Annotated in this window: 26 protein-coding genes; 13 read left to right on the forward strand and 13 right to left on the reverse strand. The window is 62.1% G+C overall.

Going from position 1 to position 26,410, the window contains the following annotated elements; translation table 11 throughout:
- Positions 1–20 precede the first annotated feature (20 nt).
- From FIU28_RS26260 to FIU28_RS02680, 4 genes are all read right to left on the reverse strand, one after another.
- The gene (locus tag FIU28_RS26260) at positions 21–188 is read right to left on the reverse strand and encodes a hypothetical protein (protein WP_168202845.1); all 168 of its coding nucleotides are present in this window, start codon (positions 186–188) and stop codon (positions 21–23) included.
- 22 nt (positions 189–210) lie between these two features.
- On the reverse strand, positions 211–933 hold the full coding sequence (locus FIU28_RS02670; RefSeq protein WP_143571552.1) for a CBS domain-containing protein: 723 nt from the start codon (positions 931–933) through the stop codon (positions 211–213).
- Between the two features lie 189 nt (positions 934–1,122).
- Positions 1,123–1,401 (reverse strand): ribbon-helix-helix domain-containing protein, encoded by a 279-nt coding sequence (locus tag FIU28_RS02675; RefSeq protein ID WP_143571553.1) that lies wholly within the window; start codon positions 1,399–1,401, stop codon positions 1,123–1,125.
- Positions 1,402–1,568: 167 nt separating this feature from the next.
- On the reverse strand, positions 1,569–2,087 hold the full coding sequence (locus tag FIU28_RS02680) for a hypothetical protein (RefSeq protein ID WP_143571554.1): 519 nt from the start codon (positions 2,085–2,087) through the stop codon (positions 1,569–1,571).
- Positions 2,088–2,610: 523 nt separating this feature from the next.
- Here FIU28_RS02680 and FIU28_RS02685 point away from each other — a divergent pair.
- The gene (locus FIU28_RS02685; protein ID WP_143571555.1) at positions 2,611–3,234 is read left to right on the forward strand and encodes a response regulator transcription factor; all 624 of its coding nucleotides are present in this window, start codon (positions 2,611–2,613) and stop codon (positions 3,232–3,234) included.
- Positions 3,235–3,428: 194 nt separating this feature from the next.
- Positions 3,429–6,590, forward strand: a complete 3,162-nt coding sequence (locus FIU28_RS02690; RefSeq protein ID WP_143571556.1) for a PAS domain S-box protein — start codon at positions 3,429–3,431, stop codon at positions 6,588–6,590.
- A gap of 48 nt (positions 6,591–6,638) precedes the next feature.
- On the opposite strand, the gene FIU28_RS02695 is transcribed toward FIU28_RS02690, so the two are convergent.
- On the reverse strand, positions 6,639–9,278 hold the full coding sequence (locus FIU28_RS02695; RefSeq protein WP_143571557.1) for a hybrid sensor histidine kinase/response regulator: 2,640 nt from the start codon (positions 9,276–9,278) through the stop codon (positions 6,639–6,641).
- A complete protein-coding gene (locus FIU28_RS02700; protein WP_246660842.1) occupies positions 9,275–9,793 on the reverse strand; it encodes a response regulator in 519 nt (172 codons plus the stop codon). The genes FIU28_RS02695 and FIU28_RS02700 overlap by 4 nt, the downstream gene beginning before the upstream one ends.
- Before the next feature lie 79 nt (positions 9,794–9,872).
- Here FIU28_RS02700 and FIU28_RS02705 point away from each other — a divergent pair, with 79 nt between their 5' ends.
- From FIU28_RS02705 to FIU28_RS02720, 4 genes are all read left to right on the forward strand, one after another.
- Positions 9,873–11,213 carry an EAL domain-containing response regulator gene (locus FIU28_RS02705; protein ID WP_143571558.1) on the forward strand — a complete coding sequence of 447 codons (1,341 nt, stop codon included), beginning with the start codon at positions 9,873–9,875 and terminating at the stop codon, positions 11,211–11,213.
- 127 nt (positions 11,214–11,340) lie between these two features.
- Positions 11,341–12,477: an MlaE family ABC transporter permease gene (locus tag FIU28_RS02710; protein WP_143571559.1), complete on the forward strand. Its 1,137-nt coding sequence runs from the start codon at positions 11,341–11,343 to the stop codon at positions 12,475–12,477.
- 2 nt (positions 12,478–12,479) lie between these two features.
- The gene (locus tag FIU28_RS02715) at positions 12,480–13,256 is read left to right on the forward strand and encodes an ABC transporter ATP-binding protein (RefSeq protein ID WP_168202846.1); all 777 of its coding nucleotides are present in this window, start codon (positions 12,480–12,482) and stop codon (positions 13,254–13,256) included.
- A 3-nt stretch (positions 13,257–13,259) separates the two neighbouring features.
- Positions 13,260–14,363: an ABC-type transport auxiliary lipoprotein family protein gene (locus FIU28_RS02720; protein ID WP_143571561.1), complete on the forward strand. Its 1,104-nt coding sequence runs from the start codon at positions 13,260–13,262 to the stop codon at positions 14,361–14,363.
- A 30-nt stretch (positions 14,364–14,393) separates the two neighbouring features.
- Here the strand turns inward: FIU28_RS02720 and FIU28_RS02725 are convergent, their stop codons facing one another.
- The 7 genes from FIU28_RS02725 to FIU28_RS02755 all read right to left on the reverse strand — a co-directional run bounded on the left by FIU28_RS02725 (position 14,394) and on the right by FIU28_RS02755 (position 19,534).
- On the reverse strand, positions 14,394–14,708 hold the full coding sequence (locus tag FIU28_RS02725; protein ID WP_143575999.1) for a c-type cytochrome: 315 nt from the start codon (positions 14,706–14,708) through the stop codon (positions 14,394–14,396).
- A 117-nt stretch (positions 14,709–14,825) separates the two neighbouring features.
- Positions 14,826–15,056, reverse strand: coding sequence for a hypothetical protein (locus tag FIU28_RS02730; protein WP_143571562.1), 231 nt, complete (start codon positions 15,054–15,056; stop codon positions 14,826–14,828).
- A 15-nt stretch (positions 15,057–15,071) separates the two neighbouring features.
- Positions 15,072–16,028, reverse strand: coding sequence for an iron exporter MbfA (gene mbfA, locus FIU28_RS02735; RefSeq protein ID WP_143571563.1), 957 nt, complete (start codon positions 16,026–16,028; stop codon positions 15,072–15,074).
- Positions 16,029–16,188: 160 nt separating this feature from the next.
- Complete coding sequence (locus FIU28_RS02740) at positions 16,189–16,884, reverse strand: helix-turn-helix domain-containing protein (RefSeq protein WP_143571564.1); 696 nt, start codon at positions 16,882–16,884, stop codon at positions 16,189–16,191.
- An 81-nt stretch (positions 16,885–16,965) separates the two neighbouring features.
- A complete protein-coding gene (locus FIU28_RS02745) occupies positions 16,966–17,385 on the reverse strand; it encodes a response regulator (protein WP_143571565.1) in 420 nt (139 codons plus the stop codon).
- 75 nt (positions 17,386–17,460) lie between these two features.
- Positions 17,461–18,078 (reverse strand): response regulator FixJ, encoded by a 618-nt coding sequence (fixJ, locus tag FIU28_RS02750; protein WP_143571566.1) that lies wholly within the window; start codon positions 18,076–18,078, stop codon positions 17,461–17,463.
- Positions 18,068–19,534, reverse strand: coding sequence for a sensor histidine kinase (locus tag FIU28_RS02755; RefSeq protein ID WP_143576000.1), 1,467 nt, complete (start codon positions 19,532–19,534; stop codon positions 18,068–18,070). The genes fixJ and FIU28_RS02755 overlap by 11 nt, the downstream gene beginning before the upstream one ends.
- A gap of 279 nt (positions 19,535–19,813) precedes the next feature.
- On the opposite strand from FIU28_RS02755, the gene FIU28_RS02760 reads away from it, so the two are divergent.
- The 7 genes from FIU28_RS02760 to ccoG all read left to right on the forward strand — a co-directional run bounded on the left by FIU28_RS02760 (position 19,814) and on the right by ccoG (position 26,408).
- Positions 19,814–20,245, forward strand: a complete 432-nt coding sequence (locus FIU28_RS02760) for a CBS domain-containing protein (RefSeq protein WP_143571567.1) — start codon at positions 19,814–19,816, stop codon at positions 20,243–20,245.
- A gap of 45 nt (positions 20,246–20,290) precedes the next feature.
- A complete protein-coding gene (locus FIU28_RS02765) occupies positions 20,291–21,121 on the forward strand; it encodes a universal stress protein (RefSeq protein WP_143571568.1) in 831 nt (276 codons plus the stop codon).
- A gap of 245 nt (positions 21,122–21,366) precedes the next feature.
- Positions 21,367–23,025: a cytochrome-c oxidase, cbb3-type subunit I gene (gene ccoN / locus FIU28_RS02770; RefSeq protein WP_441351647.1), complete on the forward strand. Its 1,659-nt coding sequence runs from the start codon at positions 21,367–21,369 to the stop codon at positions 23,023–23,025.
- 11 nt (positions 23,026–23,036) lie between these two features.
- Positions 23,037–23,771 (forward strand): cytochrome-c oxidase, cbb3-type subunit II, encoded by a 735-nt coding sequence (gene ccoO / locus FIU28_RS02775; protein WP_143571569.1) that lies wholly within the window; start codon positions 23,037–23,039, stop codon positions 23,769–23,771.
- Positions 23,772–23,781: 10 nt separating this feature from the next.
- The gene (locus FIU28_RS02780; RefSeq protein ID WP_143571570.1) at positions 23,782–23,946 is read left to right on the forward strand and encodes a cbb3-type cytochrome c oxidase subunit 3; all 165 of its coding nucleotides are present in this window, start codon (positions 23,782–23,784) and stop codon (positions 23,944–23,946) included.
- A gap of 7 nt (positions 23,947–23,953) precedes the next feature.
- Positions 23,954–24,829 carry a cytochrome-c oxidase, cbb3-type subunit III gene (ccoP, locus tag FIU28_RS02785; RefSeq protein ID WP_143571571.1) on the forward strand — a complete coding sequence of 292 codons (876 nt, stop codon included), beginning with the start codon at positions 23,954–23,956 and terminating at the stop codon, positions 24,827–24,829.
- Positions 24,830–24,938: 109 nt separating this feature from the next.
- The gene (ccoG, locus tag FIU28_RS02790) at positions 24,939–26,408 is read left to right on the forward strand and encodes a cytochrome c oxidase accessory protein CcoG (protein ID WP_143571572.1); all 1,470 of its coding nucleotides are present in this window, start codon (positions 24,939–24,941) and stop codon (positions 26,406–26,408) included.
- Positions 26,409–26,410 lie beyond the last annotated feature (2 nt).

Raw genomic sequence — 26,410 nt, forward strand, 5'->3', positions numbered from 1 at the left:
GTTTCCCGGACAGAGCCAATTCAGGCCTCGTGGCGCATGGTCCAGCCGACGGCGGCGAGAATGAGGCCGACAACCAGCACGACTGTCACCAACGTTTCCACGAAGCCGAAGTTCATGGCCTCGCGGGCGACAAACAACGAGGTGATTGCCGCAGCAACGATCCCGATCAGCCGTAACGCCCAGGCCATGACACGTCCTCCTGACGCAAGGTCAGCCGGCGGCCTTGATGTCTTCCGGCGATTCCACATAGAAGCCGGACCAGGTATCGACCAGGCAGATGTGGTCGTGCACCTCCTTGACGCCCTCGGTGTTCTCGGCGGCCACTACCGCCGCGCGGCGTGCGCGGTCGTCGCCAATCAGGCCGTACAGGTGAACGACGCCGTTGCGGACCGCTACCTGCAGCCCGATCGGCCGCCAATCGGCCGCATCGAAGGCGCGCAGCAGGCGGGCCTGGATGTGGTCGTCGTCTGCGGTGGGGTCAGGGACCTCCTTCGCCAGGCCGGCGACCGCCTGCAGCATGTTGGAGCGGGTCACGATTCCCACCAATTGCCCGTTGCGCAGAACCGGCAGTCGCTTGACGCCGCGACGCTCCATCAGCGCGACCAGTTCTTCGAGCCGGGCCTCTTCATGGACCGTGACGGGATCGCGGGTCATGACGTCTTCGACCTTGCGCCCGCGCTCGGTGACAAAGTCGTCCGCGAGGCGTCCGGTACTGGTGAAGAATTGCAGCCAGCGCGGCCGCTTCCGCTGCGTGCCGATTTCGGAGCGTCGCAGGAAGTCTCCCTCGGAGACGATCCCGACCAACTCGCCGGACGCATTGAGCACGGGCAGTCCGCTGATGTGATTGGTAAGCATGATTTCTGCGGCGTCGGCGATCGAAGTTTCCGGCGTCACGCTAATGATACGATGCGTCATGATCTGATGCGCACGCATGGCAATCTCTCGATGTTCATGGCTTATGAACGAGAGGCTATCACTCGGCCAGCGAAGGCAGGTTGATCTGGCGCAATATAATGCAGCGCAGCGGGTCCGATAGCGGACCTGCAGCAATAGGTCGCGCCCTGTTGCGTGATGCAGAGAGGCGTCGACAGGGAACAGTCGAACCCTGCCGACGCGATTGGCCTAGTTCGGCGCGCCGGCGACGGCTGCGGGCGAGCGCATCGCATTGCGCCACTTATCGAAACCCTTCTGCTGGACGTAATCCAGAATCGAGATCCTGATCGCCGAGGACAGGTTGACAGCATCGCCGCGGGCGTGAATCTCCGAAACGAAAACGCCGATGGTCTTGCCCTCGGCTTCCGCGATCGTTCGCAGGCTATCCCAGAAGCGATCTTCGAGACTGACGCTGGTCCGGCGTCCGCTGACAACAACCGAACGTTTTTTTACGGCGTGCTTTTCCATGGAATGCTCCTCTGTCATTAAATCATTTTTGTTAAGCGGCCTGTTTTGTCGAATCGGTGCACTCGATATTAGCTGGTAAGGTGTATGCAAACCTTAGGAATGCGCCCCGTATGAATACCGGCTGAGCCACATCCGCCATGCCGTCCGCCGCACGTCTCGGCATTTCGCTAGGGGCGGTGCCGCGCAACGACCGTGTCAACCTTGACGCCGCCCCACATGTGCGCGGCGGGAAGCCCTGCCGTCTTCGCCCTCTGGTCTGCGAGCAACACGCGAAGCAGGCCGAGTTCGACGGGATAGGGAAAGGTGTGGACTGTCATCTTCCGTTCGGTGGCGATGTCGCGCAATAATCCACGTAGCTGCTGGTCCTTTTCTCCCAGGATGACCACCGGCAGCGGATAGCCGACCGCGCCGATATAGGTCACCAGCTCGACATGGGATCTGTCGCCGTCGGTCGGACATATGATCACGCAATGCGATCGCGCGCAGTCGAGCCAGACCCGGGCGTCTTCGCAGGTCTCCACGACCACGGTCTCCTGGCAGATGCTGCGAACCGCCCGCTCCACCACGCGACTTTTTTCGAAGTGGCGGTTCACGATCAGCACCGGCCCCATCAGCAATGCCAGCGTTTTGGCAGATAGCTGGTCGGAACGCCCGCGTTTTTGTCCATCGAGGGGAAGATGTCGCATATGTCTGCCCTATTCTAGAAGCTCGCGGCGCGCTCGCACCAGCCAGGCGACATTCGGAAACGATGAGTGATATCGGAGGGCTGGCGAAAGTTCTGCGAGAAGTCGGAGATCGCGACGCCGGTCAGCGGCCCCGTCGAGATCTGCTCATGTCGAGCGTGGAATCCACCGTTCAGCTGCGAATGAGTCGCGGTGACAGCCGGCGCCGATCATGCCGATCGTCGGTGTCGATAGCATCATCATACCGCGCGATGGTCGCGCGTGCGGCTCCGGCGGCATTCCTTTCCAGTCACTGCGGAAGAAACGTTGCGCATCGTTATTGATTGCGAAATTTCGATTGGATAATTCGAACTAACGAGTATGGAAGAGATCATGGTTTCACCGAATGATTTGCTAGCGTTTTATAAGTCCGCTTCCGGTCATCTAATGAGTAGTCCCGTCATTTTACTTGGGCGTTAAGGCAAAAGGCCGTACCACTACTGTCAAGCGCCGATGTGCAGATGCGCCGCGCCAATTGGAGGATGGAATGGGTGAACTGGCCCACGGCGAGATTTTCGTCGTCGACGACGATCCCGCAATCAGAGAAATGTTGTCTCTGGTGCTTGGGGCGGCCGGTTATGACGTGATCTGCTTTGCCGACGGAGCTGCGTTGCTTTCTGTCGCCCGCACACGCAGCCCGATCTGCATGCTGCTCGACGTTCATATTCCAGGACAGTCAGGGATCGATATCCTGAAGGAGTTGCGGGCGCAGGACTATCCGGCGCCGATCTTCATCATTTCCGGATCCGGCGATATCGCGATGGCCGTCGATGCCATCCGGTCCGGCGCCCTCGATTTCATCGAGAAACCGTTTCGGGGAAGTGAAATCATCGAGCGGATTGAAGGAGCCATCGGCGCGTTCTCACGACGCCGCGATGCACCGCCTTCGAAAACGCAGTCGATGCATTTTCCAGGACGCGAGCCGCTGACCCGCCGCGAGCGCGAAGTGCTCGAGCTGATTGCTGCGGGCTGTTCCAACAAGGAAGCCGGACGGGAACTCGGGATCAGCCCGCGCACGATCGAGGATCATCGCGCCAATATCATGAAGAAACTCAGCGCCCGAAATGCTACCGAACTGGTGCGGATGGTTCTGGATGCCGCACGAACCTGATCGACGCGACCACCGGCCGCTGTTCCGCATACGCGGCCATTGAAACGACGAGGGCGGCCTTTACCGGCTTGCCCCGCCGCTTCCCATCCAGGTGCGGTCATTTCCGGTCGGTCCTGCGCAACCCGTCGAAGGTCGGAACCTGACCCTCTTTCCACCATTCCTGCCGGTCGGCATGACTCAACAACGAGGTATGCATGATTGAGCGTTGCAATCGTCGCGTCTATCTCTCGACGCTTCCCAGTTCTCCGGCCGATCGGACCGCCGTCTTGTATGCGGTGATCGGCTCTCTGCTGCTGGTCGTGGCCGCGCTGCCATTCGTTCGCGTTACATTCCCGTCGGTGCCGGCCTTCATCGCCAGCTATCAATCCTCCCTGGCCGTCGTCTACATCATCACGGCTGTCCTGCTGTTCTCGCAATTCGCGGTTCTGCGCTCCATCGGGATCCTGTACCTCGCGTGCGGCTATCTGTTTACGGCGCTCGCGGTCGCCGGCTATGCGCTGACCTATGATGACCTGTTCGCCAATGACGGCCTGTTCTTTCCCGGCCCGGAAACCACGGCGTGGCTCTACATGGTCTGGCACGCCGGATTGCCGTTGTTCACGCTGCTTTACGCGATCTCCGATCCCGGTCGCCGTCCCTTCAGGACGCGCCGCGCCTGCAACCGGGCTATCGCTCTGAGCATTTCAGGCGTCTTTCTGGCGGCCGTCATCCTGTTGTGTGTCCTGACCGTCGGGCACCCCATCCTGCCCGTCCTGATCGTCAACTCGAAATTCACGCTGGCGACGATGTCGGCGGTTGGGCTCGTTTTTCTCGCCTGCTTCCTGTCGATCGGCCTTCTGTTGAAACGGAAGCAACCCTCCGTTCTCGACGTGTGGATGGGGGCCATCCTGTGCGCCTGGGTCTTCGAGATTTCGCTATCCGCCGTGTTCAATGCGGCGCGGTTTGATTTCGGATATTACGTCGGGCGCCTCTATGGCCTGATTGCGGCCGGCGCGATCCTCGCCATTCTTCTCGCCGAGACCGCACGCATCCAGCTTCGTCTGGCGCTGCTGATGCGGCAGCAGGCGCGCGACGCGGACAGCGAGCTCAACGCCTACGCCGACCGGGAACGGCTGTATAGCGCGGCGGTCAGGTCCTCGAACGATGCGATCATCACCGAATCGCTGACCGGAACCATCACCGGATGGAACGAGGCCGCCGAGCGGCTTTTCGGATTCACGGCGTCGGAAGCCGTCGGGCAAAGCATCGATATGATCGTTCCGGAAGACCGCCGGAACGACGCCCTCAGCATTCTCAACCGTGTGAAAAGCGGAATCGCCGTCGAAAATCACGAGACAGTGCGAAAATCGAAAGCCGGGCGCCTGCTCGACGTCTCGGTGAGCGTGTCGCCGATTCTGTCGGGCACAGGAAAAACCGTCGGTGCGGCAAAGGTTGTGCGCGACATCACCGACCGCAAACTCAGCGAGGAAATGTTCAGGCTCGCGATCGACAGCAGTCCGAATGGGTTGGTGTTGATTGACGTCAACGGCGTGATCATGCTCGTGAATGCCGAGACCGAACGGTTGTTCGGCCATCCCAGGGCAGAGTTGATCGGACGATCCGTCGAAACGCTGGTTCCGGTCGATCTTCGGACTGCGCACGCCCATTCGCGCACGGCCTACACCGCCAACCCGTCGGCCAGGCGCATGGGCGCAAGGATCGATCTCTACGGGCAAAGCAGCCGCGGCGACCGGTTTCCTGTCGAAATCAGTCTCAATCCCATTCCCACCCGCAAGGGAACACTGATTCTGGCGGCCATCGTCGATATCTCGGAACGCAAGAGAGCGGAGAAGGCGCAGCGCGAGAGCGAGCAGATGGCGCAGGGCATTCTGAACACCGCGCTGGATGGCTTTCTGCAATTCAATTCCAGTCTGGTCGTGACCGATCTCAATCGCCAGACCGAGGAGATCTTCGGTTGGACGAGGCAGGATGCCGTGGGGGCGTCGATCCTTGAAATATTTGCCAATGTTGAAACCGACAGCGTCTCCTGGGTCGCCTTCATGGCCTACCTCGATTGCCATGAACACGAAACGACGGGTACGCGATTTGAATTCCCGGCGCGATCCAGGGCAGGCCACGACATCACTGTCGAGCTGAGCCTCACCAAATTCTTGCGCGACAGCGGCGTGCTGTTCAACGCCTTCATCCGGGACGTCACGGAACAGCGGGCAGCCGAAGCGCAATTTCGTCAGGTGCAGAAGATGGAAGCGATCGGGCAATTGACCGGCGGCGTCGCGCACGACTTCAACAACATCCTCACGGTCATTACCGGAACGATCCAGATCCTCGCGGACGGCGTCGCCGACCGTCCGCAACTTCACAGCATCACGCAGATGATCGATTCGGCGGCGAGCCGCGGCGCCGAACTCACCAAACACCTGCTGGCCTTCTCCCGTAAACAGCCGTTGCGGCCGCGGGATGTCGATATCAACGATCTCGCTTTGGAGACGGCGAAGCTGCTTCGCGCGGCGCTGGGCGAGCAGCTCCGCGTCAATCTGGAGATGTTCGCAGACACCTGGTCCGCCATCGTCGATCCGAGCCAGTTGACCACCGCGATTCTCAATCTGGCATTGAATGCCAGGGACGCATCGCCGCATGGCGGCACGCTGACGATCTCGACGGGAAACCTGCATCTCGACGCTTCAGATGTGCCCGCCGATTCCGACATCGCGCCTGGCGACTACGTCACGATCGAGGTGAGCGATACCGGCGAGGGGATGGATCGCGCGACGCTCGGCCGGGCCTTTGAACCGTTCTTCACGACCAAGGAAGTCGGCAAGGGCACGGGACTCGGGCTCAGCATGGTGTATGGCTTCGCCCGACAGTCCAAAGGGCACGTATCGATCTCGAGTACGCCCGCCGGAACGCTGGTGACGTTGTATCTGCCGCGCTCGCTGTCGGCCGAGCCGGTCGCCGACGAGGTGGCCGGCGTCACTCCGGTGCAACGCGGCGACGAGACCATTCTGATTGTCGAGGACGACAGTCTGGTCAGGGACTATGTCGTCGCGCAGATCGAAGGCCTGGGCTACCAGACGATCTCGGCAACCGATGCGAAGGAGGCGCAGGCCGTGCTGGATAGTTCCGAAACAATCGATCTGCTGTTTACCGACATCGTTCTGCCCGGCCCGCGCAACGGACGCCAGATTGCGGAAACCGCGGTACAGCAGCGACCGGGGCTGAAGGTTCTGTTCACGTCCGGCTACACCGACGACGCCTTCAATAGCGACGCACTCCAGGACAGCGGCGTGCTGTTGCTGATCAAGCCCTACCGGGTCGGCGAACTCGCCAAAATGATCCGACATGCGCTGCTGGCCTGACGGCGGCACGCCAGGCTGCCGCGGGGATGTTGTCGATCGGCTGCACGATCAGGCCGCTTGCTTGAGGGCGGCGAACTGAGCCACGCCGTCGTCGAACGCCCGCCGGAGGGCCGCCAGAATGGCGCGGGCGTCGGCGGCTTCCAGTTGCTCCGCTTCTCTTTCCAGGCGGGTTGCGAGCTCCGACATGCGGTCGAAACCGAAGGTGGCCGAGGTTGATTTCAACGAATGGGCATCGACCTTGACCACGTCGTGTCCCGGCGGAACGCCTGATTGCAGCCGGTCGAGGCGCTCCACCGTATCGTCGATGAAGGCCTGGTAGGCTTCCAACGCATCGCCGGCGCCGATTTCTGCGACCAGTTCGTCGAACGGCCGGCGACAGAACACCTCGGTGTCGTCGGACGGCATGCCTGCGGGCGCGCTGCCGAACGTATCCGACATCTGCGCAGCACTGCCGCGCAGATTCTCGATGTCGGCGCCCCACAGCGCCCGGAGCGCCGCCTGGACGAGAAACTTCTTGCGCACCGGCTTGGCGACGAAGTCGTTCATGCCGGCCCGCATGCAGGCCTCCTGGTCGTCCGCAAACGCGTTGGCCGTGAAGGCGACGATCGGGACACGGGCCAGACGGCCGCCCGACGCCCGAATGATGCTGGTCGCCGTCAAGCCATCCATCTCCGGCATCCGCATATCCATGAAGATGATGTCGAACTCGTGCGTCTCGACGGCGTCGATTGCCTCGAGCCCATCACAGGCTTCGACGATGACGACATCGAACTCCTGAAACATGCGTGACGCCACCAGCCGGTTGGTGCGGTTGTCATCGACGATCAGGATGCGCAACGGGCGCCCGGATTCATCGATCCGCATGCGAAGCAGGGCGATCGAGCAATCTTCTTCGCCCGCCTGCAGCGAGGGGGCATCGCAGATCGGCAAGGTCAGCTCGAACTGGAACGTCGAGCCGTGGCCCGGCTGCGACGCGGCGCGGATTTCGCCGCCCATCTGCTCGACCAGCCGCCGGCAGATCGACAGCCCGAGGCCGGACCCGCCGAACCGGCGGCTGACCGAGCTGTCGGCCTGGGTATAATCATCGAAAACGCTTCCCAGCCGGTCTTCCGCGATGCCCATCCCGGAGTCGGTAACCGTCCAGCGCATCCGGGCGCTTGTCTCGGTGCGTTGGAGGCACTCGAAGGTGACGCGTATCTCGCCCTTGGCGGTGAATTTGATCGCGTTCGACGTCAGGTTCAGCAGGATCTGGCGGATCCGACCGGCGTCTCCGAGCAGCCCCGGCGGCATCTCCGCGGCACCCTCGAATCGGAGTTGGAGACCTTTGGCGCCGGCGCTCGCCCGGACCACGCCGACCAGGTTGTCGAGCACGGAGATCGGCGCGAACGGGATGTTCTCCAGCGTGAAGTTGCCGGTCTCCAGCTTCGAGAAATCCAGAATGTCGTTGAGAATCTCGAGCAGACCGTCACCCGCCGTATGGATCGCTTGAACGACCTCCCGCTGGTCGGCCGCCAGGTCGGAATCGAGCAGGCTACTGGTCAATCCGATCACCGCATTCATCGGGGTGCGGATTTCATGGCTCATCACCGCCAGGAAGTTGGATTTGGCGCGATTGGCGGCCTCGGCCGCGCGCTCCTGTTGCCGCAGCAGCGCGGTCTCCGCCAGCACCTTGGCGCTTTCGGCGTCCTGTTTCTCCGCCTGCACCCGCCGCAACAATTCCTGCTGCTGCCACTTCCGCGCAACGACCATCGCCGCCAGGATCAGCACCAGAACCATGCCTCCCGTAAATCCCGCGACCAGCTTGACGGTCTTGCGCCATCCCGCGAGTACGCTGTCTTCCGTCTGGGTGGTTATGATGGTCAGGGGGACGCCCGCCAGCTTCTTGACGGCCTTGATGCGTTCAAGGCCGTCCAACGGGCTGGCTCCGCGGGCTGATCCGCTGCCCGCCGCGGCGAGCCGCTTGACGTCCTCGCTTGCGACGATCTTGCCGATCTCTGACGACGCCGGAAAACGGGCCAGCAACGTGCCATCGTCGCGCAGCAGCGCTTGGCTGCTGCCGGCGCCGAGCGAGATCGAGCGATAGAAATCTTCGAAATATTGCAGCGAAATGGCCGCGAGGATCAGCCCGGCGAACTCGCCGTTGATCGAATTCACCCGGCGCGCGATGTAGATGTTCCAGGTGCCGCTTCCGCGATTCTTTACTGGCTCGCTGATAAAAGTCGATAGCGTCGGATCGCGGCTCAGCGCCTTGAAGTAATCCCGGTCGGCAACGTTGACGTCAGGAATCGGCCAGTATCTGGAAAAATTGATTAGTGTGCCGGAGGCATCGATCATCGTGATCGCCTCGAGCTGCGGCAAGCCGGCCAATTTGGCGCGCAGGAATTCGAAGGTCTCCTTGTGGCGCATCGCGGCAACATAGCTATCATTGTCGTAAACGCCCTGCAGCGCGAGATGATCGCCGATGCTCGACAGGATCAGATGGATCGACTGGAAAGAGCGCTCCGCCTGGCCCGCCAGCGTGAGACTGTGACGCTTCAGGCTGGTCTCCGCAGCCCGCATCGTCTCATCGCGCAGGTTGAGCACAAGAAAAATGCTCATCGTGCTGATCGCGACCGCCAGAAAGATGGTGGCCGTGGCCAGAATCCAGATCGGACGCCCCGGCCCGAGCCGCCACTGCGCGCTCGTCATGAACGCAGACCGATCTCGGCGGTGGCGCGGAGTTCGACGAAGCGGCGGCGGAGACTGGCCAGGTCCGCCGGTTTCGGAACAGGCTCGCGCATGTCGAGTCCGAGCGCGATACCCATCTGCCGCGCTTCCTCCGCCGTCCGTGGGTCAGAACCACTGATGATGATGATCGGTGCCCGGAAATCATAGCGCGCGAGTTCGCTGAGCACTTCGGTGCCGGCCCGTTCTCCCAGCGACAGGTCGAGCGTCGCGCCGCAGTATGAGGCTACCGAGAGAACGCTGATCACGGCGGCGCAACCGTCAGCTTCGACCGGATTGAGGCCCGCTCTTTCGGCGATTCGGCAGATGATCATGCGATGAACTTTGATGTCGTCGATCACGAGCAGGCGTGGTGCGTCATTGTCTTCCAGGTGGCCAGGGCGAGCGACGCTGGACTTTTCCGGACTGCCGTTGGCGAACATAACGATCTTTCTTCTGTTGAATGCCGATGCCCGCGTGGCAGCGTTCTCCAGCGTCATGATATCGATGGCAACCGTTGAGCGGGCGAACGGTTAACCATGCGATAATCCGGCCGGCGAAAGTTCGAAGGACGGCAGCTTGATCTCGTGTACTACCTTCGATATTACCCAATCGGTGTTTTCACGGCTCCGTAGGACTACGGTTTTCGTTGGCCAACTTTCTGCGTTCCTGTTTACGGTTTCATTTGAATCTAATGTTACAAAAGCGGGTTACCTGGGAATTGACTATCGAATGATGCACCCATCCACCCCGTCGTTGCGCCGCGCCTTGATCATCGACGATGACAAGGCGCAGGGCCTGATCATTGCCTCGATTGCGGCGAGCAATGGCTATCAGGTGACGAACGTCACATGCTTCGACAACGCCGTGGTCGCGCTCGAAAGCGAGCCGTTCCAATGCATCACGATCGATCTCGCGCTCGGCAGCCACGACGGTATCGAGGTGCTTCGGTTAGCTGCCAGCCTGCCAGGCGCCCCGCGCATCATTTTCATCAGCGGATGTGACGACGGGATTCTTGAGGCCGCTGTCCGGATGGCGGAGATCATCGGCGTGACGGATGCCTGTTCGATCCAGAAGCCGTTCAGGCCGGCCGATCTGCGCCGTCTTTTCGAAGACTCCGTCGGGCGGGCAATTGTCGCAGTTCCGGTCAGAAGCGAGCCGGTGACCAAGGCCATGATCGAACGCGGACTGTGCGGGTCCGAATTCTATGCCCAGTTTCAGCCCAAGGTGGCATTGTCCGATGGCCGTCTGGTCGGCTGCGAAGCCCTGGCGCGGTGGGACCAAGCCGGCCATGGCCGGATCCCGCCTGTGGAATTTATCCCGGCGGCGGAGGCATCTCGTCATATCGGGCGCATCACGGAATCGGTCATGGAACACTCATTTCCAATGGCCGCGATGATGGCAAGGCGTGATGCCAGCTTCAAGCTGGCCGTGAATCTTTCGCCGGCCTTGCTGTCGGATCTGTCACTGCCCGACGAGATCGAGGATCTGTTGCAGAAGCATGGTTTGCCGGCCAACAATCTTATTGTTGAAGTCACGGAAAGCCTCGCGATCGCCGATCATGCCAAGGCCGTCGATATTCTGTTACGTCTTCGGATCAAGGGCATCGGTATCTCGATCGACGATTTCGGAACCGGCTATGCATCGCTCGCCTTGCTGACACGGATTCCCTTCACCGAGCTGAAGATCGATCGATCGTTCGTTGCCAACTGCCTGGTCGATGACAGCATGCGCAAGATCGTCACCGGGTCGATCGAGATCGGGCATCAGTTCAACGTGGACGTCGTGGCAGAAGGCGTCGAGACCGCCGAAATTGCCCGCTTCCTTTGCGATCTCGGCTGCGACATCGGCCAGGGCTATCTTTATGCGCCCCCGCTATCCACGGCAGATCTGCTGGCGTGGGGCGGCCGTCGGTCATGACCCTCGGTCGATCACAACGGCGCTGGAGCCTGCGAGCACTGTAATGGCGCTGCCGAGTTGATTCAGGTCAACGGTGCGGCAGGGCCAACGGATAGGATAGGCGACTGAACCCGCGAGGGACGTCGCCTTGACCACTGCACCCGTGCTGACCGCCCTATCGAATGACAGTGGCCTCGAACTGCGTCCGGCCGGTTCGTGGATCGCTGCCAATGCGGCAGTCCTCGAACGGCTCTCCGCCGATGTCGCGCCAAAGGTCGATGCTGCAACCGCTGTCCGGCTGGACATGTCCGGCGTTCGCGAACTCGATACGCTGGGCGCCTGGTTGCTCGAAAAGATCGCGCGACGCGGGGCGCATGAGGGACACCCGGCCGCCATGACCGGCGTCGCGGAAAACTATGCCGGGTTGCTCGACGAGGTCCATCAGGTCAACCGCACCACGCCGGCGCCCGCTGCGGCGCGCAATCCTGTCGCGGCCCGACTGGACGATCTCGGGCGCGCGGCGCTTGGCACCAGCGAAGACATGGCCGTGTTCCTGCAGATGCTGGGCGCGCTCTGCGCGGCCAGCCTTCGCGTGCTGCGCCGGCCGCGGACGTTGCGGCTGACCTCGCTGACCTATCAGTTCTACCGGGTCGGCTGGCAGGCGATTCCCATCGTCGTGCTGATCACCTTCCTGATCGGCGCCATCATTGCACAGCAGGGCATCTTCCACTTCCGCAAGTTCGGCGCGGATTCCTATGTCGTCGATATGGTCGGCATCCTGGTATTGCGCGAACTGGGCGTGCTGATCGTGGCCATCATGGTGGCCGGCCGGTCCGGCAGCGCCTATACGGCCGAGCTCGGCTCGATGAAAATGCGCGAGGAGATCGACGCCCTTTCCACCATGGGGCTCGACCCGGTCGATGTATTGATCCTGCCGCGCATCGTGGCACTGGTGCTGGCGCTGCCGATCCTGACATTCATCGGCTCGATGGCCGCTTTGTATGGCGGTGGCCTGGTGGCGTGGTTCTACGGCGGCATGGGGCCGGCGATCTTCATCGCGCGGCTGCACGATGCGGTGTCGATCGCCAGTTTCGAGGTCGGCATGATCAAGGCGCCGTTCATGGCGCTGGTGATCGGCATCGTTGCCTGCAGCGAGGGGCTACGGGTGAAAGGCAGCGCGGAGTCGCTGGGCAAGCAGACGACGACATCGGTTGTGAAGTCGATCTTCCTGGTGATCGTGCTGGACGGCCTGTTTGCGATCTTCTTCGCATCGGTCGGGATGTGACGATGCCGGATCCCGCCAGCTTCGCCATTCGTGTCCGCGACCTCGTGGTTGGCTTCGGCAAGCGCGTGGTGATCGATCACCTGGCGCTGGATGTGCGCCGCGGCGAGATCCTCGGCCTGGTCGGCGCGTCGGGCGGCGGCAAGTCGGTGCTGATGCGGACCATCATCGGTTTGATCCCGCCACAGAGCGGCGCGATCGAGGTGATGGGGGTGACGATCGGTTCGACGCATGAGCGCCGCACCCAGGCGGCGGCGGGCCGCTGGGGCATCCTGTTCCAGCAGGGTGCGTTGTTCTCGTCCTTGACGGTGCGCCAGAACGTGCAGTTTCCGCTGCGCGAGAATCTGGTGCTGTCAGACGCGCTGCTCGACGAGATCGCCAATGCCAAGCTGGAAATGGTCGGGCTCACGGCGGAGGACGGCGACAAGTTTCCCTCCGAACTGTCCGGCGGCATGACCAAGCGCGCGGCACTGGCGCGCGCGCTGGCGCTCGATCCGGCCATCGTGTTTCTGGATGAGCCGACCTCCGGTCTGGACCCGATCGCCGCCGGTGAATTCGATGCCCTCATCAAGACCCTGCAGAAGACGCTGGGACTGACCGTGTTCATGGTCACCCACGACCTCGCCAGCCTCAATACCGTCTGCGACCGCGTGGCGGCGCTGGCCGACGGCAAGATCGTCGCCATCGGGCCGATGTCCGAGCTGATGCAATCCGAACATCCCTGGGTGCGGGCCTATTTCCACGGCAAGCGCTCTTTGATGCTGCAGCCGAAAGCGAGTTGAGCCATGGAAACCCGTGCCCCCTTCACTATTGTCGGCGCTTTCGTGCTGGCGGCCATCGTCGCCGTGTTCGGCTTCGTCTACTGGCTGCACAACACCGGCGGGCTCGGGCCGCGCACCGACTATCATGTGCAGTTCGAAGGCTCGGTGCCCGGCCTGCTGGTCGGCGCCGGCGTGCTGTTCAACGGCATTCGCGTCGGAGAGGTCACCGATCTGGCACTGGCGTCCGAAGATGCGCGTCGCGTCAATGTGACGATCTCTGTTGCCGCCGCCACGCCGGTGCGGGCCGATACCAAGGTTGGCCTCGAATTCCAGGGTTTGACGGGCGTGCCGGTGGTGGCGCTGGAAGGTGGCAAGCTCACAGCCGGCGGTGCGAAGGTGACCACCTTGATCGCTGATCCCGGTGCCGGCCAGAGCATGACCCAGGCGGCGCGCGATACGCTGCGTCGGGTCGATGGCGTACTGGCGGACAATGCGGGCGCGCTGAAGACGACGATCTCCAACCTGCAGGTTTTTACGGACGGCCTGGCGCGCAACACCGGAAAGCTCGACGGCATCGTCGCCGGTCTCGAGAAAATGACCGGCGGCGGGGCCGCTGCGCCCAAGACCACCTACGATCTGCACGCGGTGCAGGATGCCGCAGCACCCGGCCGCACGCTGAAAGCCCAACTCGGCCTGCCGGAGCCGACCGCCGTCGCGATGCTGCAAACCCAGCGTTTTCTGTTCTCGCCGGCAAAGGAGATGCCGGCGTTCGCGGATGCGATGTGGGCCGATAGCCTTCCAAAATTGTTGCAGGCGCGGCTGATCGAGGGGTTCGAGAACTACGATATCGCGCACGCGCCATTGCGCGCGGCGGATGCGCCGCCGCCGGATATCCAGTTGGTGCTCGACGTCAGGCGTTTCGAGATCACGACGGACGGCGAGCCCATGGCGGTGATCGCGCTGTCGGCGCGCCTCCTCGACAAGGATGGCAAGGTCAAGGCGTCGCGGCTGTTCGAGCAACGCCAGAAGCTCGACACGCTCGAACCCGCCGCGGCGGTTGCCGCCTATAACGACGCCTTCGGGCGGCTGTCCAGAGACGTGATCGGTTGGACGGTTGTGTCGATGTAGGGGTCCCGGTCGCGCTGCGGGGGGGCGGGTCTATTCGAGCGTCTTGAGGAAGGAAAGAAAATCGTTGATCTGGTCCGGCTCCAGTTGGAATTGCGGCATGGTCGGATGGCCGGTCACGATTCCTTCCGCCAGGGCTTCGGCCAGTGTCTCGATCGGATAGCGCGTGTGCAGGGTGCGGAAGGGCGGCGCGATCTTGAGCGGACTGGACGTCACGCGATCGATCGAATGGCACTCGGCGCAATTTGTCAGCGCAAAAGTCCTGCCGCGCTGTTCCGCCGGTGACATAGCAAGCGCTGGCGTGATCAGGACGACGGCAAGTACGAGTTGGACGAAAGGCTGTCGCATGAGCGGTGTGTCCTTCTGACGGATCACTTCAGTAAGTCGTACTGCCTGGTCGCGAGTTGACCTGCATCAAAGACGTCGTCGTTCCGGCTCCGTGCAAAACCTTGCTGGCCGGCGCCATCATCGCTGCGCGGCAGCGTCCAGATCGTACAGTTCGGCGAGTTGCCGACTGAGCTCCATCAGCCGGTCGCGAAACGGCGTTTGCGCGGCATCCGAATAGCTCACCATGATCCGCCAGCTGTTATCGAGCGGATAGATGAGGAGGGCCATGTTCGCCGGCCAGGGGCCGATGTCCCGCGAAGCTTGCCGGATGATCTTTTGCAGTTCGGCGACCGTCTTCTTCGGTTTCATCGGAATGCGGCGCTCCTAGCTGCTTCCGATCAGAATGCCGGTTGCGACCACCAGCCCGCCGCCGAGCATCACCTTGGCCGCGGCCGAGAACGGCGAGGTGTCCATGTAGCGCCACTGGATGAAGGCAATGGCCAGCAATTCCAGGAATACGACGACGACCGCCAGAATGGTCGCGGTGTAAAAATCCGGCAGCAGGTAGGGGAGCGTATGGCCGATACCGCCGGCGATGGTCATCAGCCCGCACACCGTACCCCGGAGATAGGGGGTGCCTCGGCCCGACAGCTTGCCGTCGTCCGCGAGCGCTTCGGCGAAGCCCATCGAGATGCCGGCGCCAAGCGACGCGGCGATGCCGACCTGGAAGGCGGTCCAGGGATCATGGGTGCCGAACGCCGCCGCGAATACCGGGGCGAGGGTCGAGACCGACCCATCCATCAGACCGACCAGGCCGGGCTGGATGATACGCAGGATGAAACTGCGGTGGGCCTCCTCGTCTTCCCGGCCGCGGGCCTCGTCGGGCAAACGCTTGCGCTCGATGTCGGCTGCCCGGCGCTCATGCGTGGCTTCGACAGCGGCGAGGTCGCCGAGCAGCCTGCGGATATCGGCATCCGTCGTCTGGTTGGCGGCGTTTTGATAGAATCGCTGGGAGTCCTGTTCCATCTGCCGGGCTTGCTGCCGTACAGCGTCGATGCCGCTCAGCCGGACCTGCCAGAGCTTCTTTCGTGGAACGAAGCCTTGGACGTCCTGGCGCCGCACCAGCGGGATGTGCTCGCCGAATTTGGAAACATAGAGATCGATCAGCGCGCGCCGATGGTCATTCTCCTCGGCGGCCATGTCGGAAAAGATGCGAGCGGTGTCGGGATGCTCCGCCCTCAACCCTTCTGCAAAGTCGGAGTAGGTCCGGCTGTCCTCTTCCTCGCTGTTGATGGCAAGGGCAAGGATCTCTGCCGCTGTAAGCTTGATCAAGGACTTCATGGCAATTCCTTAGAACGATTCTAAGGAAGCGTTCTAGGGCGTAGCGACGTAGCGGTCAAGCCGACGACCGGGAAGGCCGAAAAGAACAAAGCCAAGCCTTTTCAGTAACCTACCGGCCACCCGGCAAGATCGGCTGTCTGGGCGCCATTGCCGTTCCCGATCACTCGCTGATGTCGCGCAGGCGCTGGCGGTTCTTGATCACGATCTGGCGGGCGCCGGAAAAGTCCAGCACGCCCTGTTCATGGAGCTGTGACAAAGCCCGTGACACGGTTTCGAGCGTCAGGCCGAGATAGTCGCCGATGTCGCGGCGGCACATCGGCAGCGCCACCATTTTGGCGACGGCCAGACGGCGGTCCATTTCCAGCAGGAAGGCGGCAACCCGCTCCATGGCCGTCTTGCAGCCGAGCAGCAGCATGTGGTCCTCGGCGTGACGCAACTCGCCGGACGTCACGTTCCAGAGGAGGCGCGACACCTGGACATCGACCTTCGCGACATTTTCCAAAGCGCGGCGCTGGATCAGCCGGACTTCGGTGGCGCACAGGGCTTCCGCGGTAGCGCGGTGTTTTGAGCCGTATTCAAGGCCGAACACGTCACCCGGCAAATGGAACGAACCGATCTGGCGGCGACCGTCGGACAGAAGCTTGTAGGTGCGGACGGCGCCGTGCACGACCTGGTAGACATATTCGGCGGTCTCGTCTTCGCCGAAGATCTCCTCTTCCTTCTGGTAGCGGAAGCTGGTCGCCACCATGCTCGCCAGGCCCATCACGGTCGCGAACTGGTCATCCGGGACGGCTGGACACATCGCCCGTGCAAAAAGCGATTTTGGTTCGGTCAGTGCAGCTGATTGGTTGAGCATGGCCATCTCCTTGTTGATGGCCACTTGTAAGCGGTAACAGGCGCCTCCCGATATTTGGTCCGTTATCTTAAGGGCATTGCCCTAAGTAGGTTTACGGATGTCCTTCGTATGCGCGTCCGCTCCAGCATTGGCGGCCGGCAGCATACTGGTGATACGGGAGATCAGGCTGTCTTCCAGGTCTGGCTTGAGCAGGACCTGCTGGATGCCGGCTGCCGCTGCCTTGATGTAGATCGAGTCGTCGGGAAAGCCGGTCACCAGGATCACCGGCGTCGCAACACCGCGGGCGCGCAACTGCGCCGCGACCTGCAGACCATCGAGTTCGGGCATCTTGTAGTCGATCACGATGCAATCGGAGGGGTGTAGCGTGGCCCAGTCCAGCATCGACGCGCCGCTGCGAAACGTCCGGACTGCAAAGTCGTGCGTTTCCAGCAGGAATTGCAGCGAGCTGAGCACAGGCACATCGTCATCAAGGACCAGGATGGTCGGTTTCGGGATGCTCATTGAAAATAATGCCGCTGCACGAGCAAATATGATCGGCAAACATAACCGAAATCGCCAGCCGCCCGTTGATCTGCCTCAATCCCCGAGCACGCCGGCCCGCACCGCCAGCCGGACCAGCTCGGACAGGTTGCGCGCCTGCATTTTCGTCATGACATTGGCCCGGTAGACCTCGATGGTCCGCGGGCTGATCGCATAGTCGCGGGCGATCAGCTTGTTGGAGAGCCCGGCGACCAGACCGTCCATCACCTGGCGCTCACGCTGGCTGAGGCTGGCAATGCGCGCCGCCAGATCGATCGCGGCGCCCTTGTTCTTGGCGCTGTCTTCGCCCTGCTTGAAGGCGGTGCGGATCGCCCCGATCAGGCGCTCGTCTTCGAACGGCTTCTCGAGAAAGTCCAAAGCCCCGAGCTTGATCGCTTCCACCGCCAGCGGGATGTCGCCGTGGCCGGTCATGATGATGATCGGCAATTCCGAGCGCTTCATCTTCAGGCTGCGAAGAAGGTCGATTCCGTTGATCCCCGGCATCCGGATATCCGACACGACGCAACCGAACGAAAGTCCGGGCATCTGCTCCAGGAACACCGAGGCGTCGCTGAACAGCGTCACCGTAAAACCCGCCGAATCGAGCAGGAATTCGAGCGATTCGCGCATCGCTGCGTCATCGTCGATGACGTAGACCGTGCCTTCAAGTGACATGGGTAAGATCCTGGGAAGGTGCGGCGGGCAGGGTGAAGCGGAACGTGGCGCCGCCCAAGGGATTGCTTTCGGCCAATAATTTTCCACCATGGGCCTCGACGATCGACCGGCTGATCGACAGCCCGACGCCCATCCCGGTGGATTTGGTCGTAAAGAAGGTCTGAAACAGCTTGGCGGCGGCCTCATTGCTGAAGCCGCTGCCGGTGTCGGTGACGACGATCTCGATCATGTCGTCGGGCGCCCGTCCATTGGTCACGGACAATTCCTGTTTCGGCGCGTTCTGCATCGCCTCCACGGCGTTGCGAAACAGGTTGACCAGCACCTGCTGGATCTGCACGCGATCGACTATCACGCGGTCGAACCGGGGATCGAGGTGGAAATTCAACAGAACGCCCTGTTCGCGGGATCCGGTCAGGCCGAGCGCACCGGATTCCTCGACCAGCTTGGCGAGGCTCTCCACGCGCTTCTCGGATTCGTCCCGCGACACGAAATCGCGTAGCCGGCGGATGATCTGCCCGGCGCGCACCGCCTGTTCCGCCGCCTTGTTGAGGGCGTTCTGGATCTTCAGCACGGCGGGATCGGTGCTGGCCTCCAGCAGGCGACGCGAACCGTTCATGTAATTGCTGATCGAGGCCAGCGGCTGGTTCAGCTCGTGGGCCAGCGCCGAGGCCATCTCGCCCATCGCGGTCAGGCGTGACATATGAATGAGCTCGGACTGCAGGGACTGCAGTTGCATCTGGGTTTGCTGCTGTTCGGTCAGGTCGCGGATAAAGCCGGTGAAGAAGCGTTCACCGCCGGATTGCATCTCGCCGATCGACAGGTGCATCGGGAAGTTCGTACCGTCGTGGCGGCGGCCGGTGACGATCCGGCCGATGCCGATAATGTGCCGCTCCCGCGTCTTGTCGTAGCGCTTCAAGTACTGGTCATGGTGAGAGCCGTCCGACTCCGGCATCAACATGCTGACGTTCTGGCCGGTCGCCTCAAGGCCGCTGATGCCGAACATGTGCTCCGCCGCCAGGCTGAAGGACTGAATCGTGCCGGTCTTGTCGATTACGACCATCGCGTCGGGCACGGTGTCCAGGATGGAGATCAGATGCGCCTCCCGGGTGCGCAGCCTCTCCTCCAGTCGCTTCTGTTCGTCGATATCGAGCACGACGCCGCTGAGGTGGGTCATCGCGCCGTCCGGCCCGCCGATCATGCCGCCTTTGATATGGATCCAGTGCGGACCCGTATCCGGCCGGACGATCCGGTATTCCATATCGAAATGGCAACCGGTCTTGAAGCAGCGTTGCATCGCCTGTCGGGTGCGTTTGCGGTCTTCCGGCTCCAGCAGGGCCAAAAACCGTGCGAGAGAAAGCGTTTCGGATGACGTCACGCCAAAATGAGCGCGGGTGATCGAGGACCACGTCATTTCGCGGGTTGCCAGGTCGATCTCCCACGTGCCGACGCCCGACATGGCGAAGCCACGCTGCTTGGTGTCACTCGGAAGTCGTGTCTGGTGCTGCAATTCTGCGCCTTCGTTCGCGGCTAGGCCCTGCGCCTGAAGCGGTTCTAGCATGTTCCATTGCGCGACCGAAACATGAAGGTCAGTGGCAGGCAAGCCGGCCTGGCCACAACCGCTGCGTTTTTTTGACTTTGGTCAACAGCAGGTCTGCCCCGTTGTGATGGAATGCAGCAATCGGGGGAGTTCACGGCGCGACAGCGGGCCGCGCCGTACACCGAATAGGACAGCTTCTTGTACAAATTTCTTGAACAAACCGCCGGCGAAAACATGACCACCGCGGTGAAGACCGTGACCGGTGGGCTGACGATGCGCGAGCTGGGCAAGATGTTCGACCAGGATAATTTCAATGCCTATCCGGTCAAGGAAAACGAGCACGTCGTCGGGCTTGTCTCGAAATTCGACTACCTGGCCTGCTTCGTCTTTACGCCCGACCATATCCTGCCGCGCTACGAACAATTGATGCAGCGGACCGTCGCGGAGGTCATGACCACCGAATTCATCTATGTAGGCAAGGAAACAAAACTGACGCGGGTGCTCCAGTTGATGGTCGATCACCGCATCCGCAGCATGCCGGTGATCGAGGCCGATCGCCGGCTGTCCGGCGTCATTTCGCGCGACGACGTGATGCGCGCATTGGTGCGCAGCGCGGGCGAGGCGGTCTGAACTGCAGCGCATTTTTCAGCTGACATTACTTCAAAGGAGACGAACGTGGCCATCAAGGACATTCTGTTGCCGCTGGTCGGCGAACCCAGCCCCGCGGCGATTGCGGCGATCGAAAAATGTATCGCGTTGGCCGTGGATGTCGGCGCGCGCATCACCGCCGTGGCGATCGAACTCGATGTCGGCGTCGCGGTGCGACCGCATGTAATGATTTCCGGCGCCACCGAGGCGGCTGAAGCCCTGGCGAACGTCACGGGTCTGGTCGCCGCGTTCGAGGCCGCCACGGTCCGTCTGGGCGCGCGCAGCGTGCACGCCATCCAGCGGCTGCCGCAGCGCGACGTGGCGGCGTATTTCGCCCGGACCGCGCGGCTCGCCGATCTGACGCTGCTGCCGAGCCGGCCGCATCATGCCAACCTCGAAAGCCTGGTCGAGCGGCTGATTTTCGAATCCGGCCGTCCGATCATCCTGTGCCCCGAAAATCTGGCGGATGGGCTGGTGTCGAACGTCAAACATATTGCCATTGCTTGGGACCACTCCGCACCGGCCGCCCGCGCCATTGCCGACGCGATTCCGCTGTTGCAGGCGGCCGCGACGGTCCGCATTTTCACCGTGACCGACGCCGAGACAGCGGCCGAGCGCGAATCCGGCGCCGCCATGGTGACGCATCTGGCCCTGCATGGCGTCACCGCCAGCTTCGAGATCGTGAAGCGCGGCAGCGGTCCGGTCGGCAAGGTGTTTGCAACGCAGGTAAAGGCGCATGCGATCGATCTGCTGGTGATGGGGGCCTACCATCATTCCAGGCTCAACGAGTGGGTCTGGGGCGGCGCCAGCAATTCGATCCTCAACGAGCCGCCATGCTGGGTGCTGATGTCGCACTGAGCGGCGGGCCACGATCCGTATCCGCTGCGTCAGCCGCGGTTCAGTCAAAGACGCCAGGATGCATCGAATCCGGATGCAGCCTGGCGCTTTACTGTCGGGTACAGCGCATGGGCGCTCGCCTCGATCGGGATCCCGGCTGCTGGCTCGATTGAAAATTTCCTGGGCAAGGCCCCCGACTTTGACCTTCATCAAATCGTTTGCGGCTTTCTCGTGATTGAACTCACGACACCACGAGGAAAATCGCGATGCAGCCAAACAGCGACGTTAAATGGATGACCTTCGGCGAGTCAGGACTGGCCGCGCTATTCACCGCAGCGGTGTTCCTCTGTATCCTCGGAGCTGCCAGGGCAGAGGATGCGCCGTTTGCCTTCCATGCCGCGCTGGGGGGCGCGGCAAGCCTGGTGGCCGTCTTTGCGATCTTCAATCGTTATTTCGAGCGCTCGGCGTTGCCACCGCAGGAAATCAACGGTGTTCCGAATTATAACCTCGGCCCGATCAAGTTCGCCTCGTTCATGGCGATGTTCTGGGGCATCGCCGGCTTCACGGTCGGGTTGCTGATCGCGCTGCAACTGGCATGGCCGGCGCTGAATTTCGATCTGCCCTGGACCAGCTTCGGCCGGCTGCGTCCGCTGCACACCTCGGCGGTGATCTTCGCCTTCGGCGGAAACGTGCTGCTCGCCACGTCCTTTTATGTCGTGCAGAAGACCGGCCGGGTCCGACTCGCTGGCGACCTCGCGCCGTGGTTCGTCGTGCTGGGCTACAATTTCTTCATCCTGATCGCCGGCACCGGCTATCTGCTCGGCGTCACCCAGTCGAAGGAATATGCCGAGCCGGAATGGTACGCCGACCTCTGGCTGACGATCGTCTGGGTGACCTATCTGCTGGTGTTCGTCGCGACGCTGATGAAGCGTAAAGAGCCGCACATCTTCGTCGCCAACTGGTTCTATCTCGCCTTCATCGTCACCATCGCCGTGCTGCATCTCGGCAACAATCCCGCGCTGCCGGTTTCGTTCTTCGGCTCGAAGAGCTACGTCGCCTGGGGCGGCGTGCAGGATGCCATGTTCCAGTGGTGGTATGGCCACAACGCGGTCGGCTTCTTCCTGACCGCCGGCTTCCTCGCCATCATGTACTACTTCATTCCGAAGCGCGCGGAGCGGCCGATCTATTCCTACCGGCTGTCGATCGTGCATTTCTGGGCGATCATCTTCCTCTATATCTGGGCCGGCCCGCACCATCTGCACTACACGGCACTGCCGGACTGGGCGCAGACGCTCGGCATGACGTTCTCGATCATGCTGTGGATGCCGTCATGGGGCGGCATGATCAACGGCCTGATGACGCTGTCGGGCGCCTGGGACAAGCTGCGGACCGATCCGGTGCTGCGCATGCTGGTCGTATCGGTCGCATTCTACGGCATGTCCACCTTCGAAGGCCCGCTGATGTCGATCAAGGTGGTGAATTCGCTCAGCCACTACACCGACTGGACCATCGGGCACGTGCATTCCGGCGCGCTGGGCTGGGTCGGCTTCGTCTCGTTCGGCGCGCTGTATTGCCTGGTGCCGTGGATCTGGCAGCGCAAGCAGCTCTATAGCCTGCGTCTGGTGAGCTGGCACTTCTGGGTCGCGACGCTCGGTATCGTTCTCTACATCTCCGCGATGTGGGTATCCGGAATTCTCCAGGGTCTGATGTGGCGTGCCTACACCTCGCTGGGTTTCCTCGAATACTCGTTCATCGAAAGTGTCGAGGCGATGCATCCCTTCTACATCATCCGCGCAATCGGCGGCGGGCTGTTCCTGATCGGAGCGCTGATCATGGCCTACAATTTGTGGATGACGGTGCGCGTGGGCGAAGCCGAATCCGAAGTGCATCTGCCAGCCGGCCCGTCCCTGCAAGCGGCCGAGTGAGGAACTGATCGATGTCATTCTGGACCCGACACCAAATCTTCGAGAAGAACTCGATCGTCCTGATCGTGGGTATTCTTTTGGTCATCGCCGTCGGCGGTCTCGTCGAGATCACGCCGCTGTTCTATCTCAAGAGCACGATCGAGGTCGTGGACGGCGTGCGTCCCTACACGCCGCTGGAACTGACCGGGCGCAACGTCTATGTCCGCGAGGGCTGCTACCTTTGCCATTCGCAGATGATTCGGCCGCTGCGCGACGAGGTCGAGCGCTACGGGCACTATTCGCTCGCCGCAGAAAGCATGTTCGACCATCCGTTTCAGTGGGGCTCCAAGCGCACCGGGCCGGACCTGGCGCGGGTCGGCGCCAAATATTCGGATGAATGGCACGTCACGCATCTGAGCAATCCGCGCGCCATCGTTCCGCAATCGGTCATGCCGGGCTACAGGTTCCTCGCTGAAACCGAGGTCAACCTCAATCAGATCGCGGACCACCTGCGCACCAACCGCGCGATCGGCGTACCCTATTCGGAAGATCAGATTCTGAACGCCGTCGCCGATCTAAAGACGCAGACCGATCCCGACAGTGCCGAAGCCGATGCCTTTGCCAAGCGCTATCCCAAGGCCGTGGCGCGCAACTTCGACGGCAAGGCCGGCGCGCCCACGGAGATGGATGCGCTGATCGCGTACCTGCAGATGCTGGGCACGCTGGTCGACTTCAAGCTCTACAACGAAAAAGCAAACCTCCGCTGAGGAGAGGCCCATGCGCGCGATATTGACCGTTCAAAACTTCGCTTCGGATCTCGTCGTCTCGCTCTGGACGCCGCTGTTCGTCGGAATCTTTATTGCCATCGTCGTGTACGCCCTCTGGCCGCGCAACAAGGCGACGTTTGATGCGGCGGCCCGCATGCCGCTGCGAGAGGATTGACCGTATCATGGCTCATCATGACGAAAACTTCGACGCCGCCACTGGCAAGACCACGACCGGTCATTCCTGGGACGGCATCAAGGAACTGAACACGCCGTTGCCGCGCTGGTGGGTATTGACCTTCTATGCGTGCATCATATGGGCGTTCGGCTACTGGATCGTCTATCCGGCCTGGCCGCTGCTGACGGGCCATACGACGGGCGTCATCCAATATTCGTCGCGTGCCGATGTGGCCGTCGAGCTTGCCAATCTGGAAAAGATCCGCGGCGACAAGATGGTCACGCTGGGCGCGGCACCTTTGGCCGAGATCGAGAAGGATCCCGCTCTGCTGGCACTGGCACGGGCCCGCGGCAAGGCGGTATTCGGCGATAATTGCGCGCCCTGCCACGGCAGCGGCGCCGCCGGCGCCAAGGGCTATCCGAACCTGAACGACGACGACTGGCTGTGGGGCGGTTCGCTCGACCAGATTCAGAAGACGCTGCAATATGGCATCCGTTCGGGCCATGCCGAAGCCCACGAAGGCCAGATGCTCGCCTTCGGCCGCGACGGTACGTTGAAGAAGCCGGAAATCGTCACGGTGGCCAATTTCGTGCGCTCACTGGCGGGCCTGCCGACCGCCAAGGGTTACGATGCCGCAGCGGGAACCAAACTGTTCGCTGACAATTGCGCGGCCTGCCACGGCGACGCCGGCAAGGGTAACCCGGAGATGGGCGCCCCAAATCTGACCGACAATATCTGGCTCTACGGCTCCGATGAAGCGACCATCATCGAGACCGTGACCAATGGGCGTAACGGCGTAATGCCGGCCTGGATCGGCCGGCTGGATCCCGCCACCATCAAGGCGTTGACGGTCTACGTGCATACGCTGGGCGGCGGCCAATAGGCCGTCGGCGGGGGGGGGCGGATGGGGGCAGACAGCGAAGGCGATTGAGGTGGATCAAATCAGCCGCGGCATTTGAGGTTAGGGTCATTCCAAGACGAGAGATGACCCCATGAACAAGCCACTGACCACTTCCGAAATGGCATCGGACGATCTCGGCCCGCTCTATGCGCCTCACAAGAAGGTCTACCCGCAGCATGTCTCGGGCACCTTCCGTCGCATCAAATGGGGGCTGATGGCATTTTGCCTCGGCGTCTATTACCTGTTGCCCTTCGTGCGCTGGGATCGCGGTATCGGTGCGCCCAACCAGGCGGTGCTGGTCGATCTCCCGAACAGCCGTTTCTATTTCTTCTTCATCGAGCTGTGGCCGCAGGAAGTCTACTATTTTACCGGCCTGCTGATTCTTGCGGCGCTGACGCTGTTTCTGATGAACGCCATCGGCGGCAGGATCTGGTGCGGCTATCTGTGCCCGCAGACGGTGTGGACTGATGTGTTCTATGCCGTCGAGCGCCTGGTCGAAGGCGACCGCCGCGAGCGCATGAAGAAGGATGCCGATACCGACAAGGGCGGCCTGAAGCTGCAGCGCTTCGCGGAAATCCTGCTGAAGCACTCGATCTGGCTGATGATCGCGTGGTGGACCGGCGGCGCCTGGGTATTGTATTTCAACGACGCGCCGACGCTGGTGACGCAGCTCGTTACCTTCCAGGCGCCGATGATCGCCTATATCTGGATCGCCATCCTGACCGGCACGACCTATCTGCTGGCCGGATTCGCGCGCGAGCAGGTCTGCGTCTACATGTGCCCGTGGCCGCGCATCCAGGCGGCGCTCACTGACGAATGGGCGCTCAACGTCACCTACAAGCGCGATCGTGGCGAAGAACGGACCTCGCTGAAGAAGGCCGCCGAGTTGCGCGCCGCCGGACAGCCCGCCGGCGATTGCATCGATTGCTATCAATGCGTAGCGGTGTGCCCGACCGGGATCGATATCCGCGACGGTTCGCAGCTCGACTGCATCCAGTGCGGGCTGTGCATCGACGCCTGCGATACCGTGATGACCAAGGTTGGCCGACCGACCCGCCTGATCGGATACGACAATGACATCAACATCCAGCGCCGCGCGGAGGGCAAGGCGGAGATCTACAAGATCGTCCGGCCGCGCACGCTGGTCTACGCCGCGATCATCGCCGTGGTCGGCGGCATCATGCTTTATGCGCTGCTGAATCGCTCGCTGCTCGACGTCAACGTGCTGCACGACCGCAACCCGATCGCGGTGCGGCTCAGCGACGGCTCGATCCGCAATGCCTATACGGTGCGGCTGCTCAACAAGCGTGGCTTCGATCGCGTCGTAGCCCTCGACATCGAGGGGCCCACCAACGCCGTGGTTCACGTCGTAGGCGCGGATTCGGTCACGCCTGATCGGCCGATGATCGTGGTGAAACGCGACAGCACGACCGAATTGCGCGTGCTGGTCACGGCGCCTGCGGCAAGCAATCCCGAGAAATCGATCCCGTTGAAAATGCGGGTGACGGATCTCGGGCTCGGCGAAGTCGCAACCGGCACCGATAATTTTGTTTCTCCATGAGC

It is taken from the genome of Tardiphaga sp. vice154, assembly GCF_007018645.1.
Classification (GTDB): domain Bacteria; phylum Pseudomonadota; class Alphaproteobacteria; order Rhizobiales; family Xanthobacteraceae; genus Tardiphaga.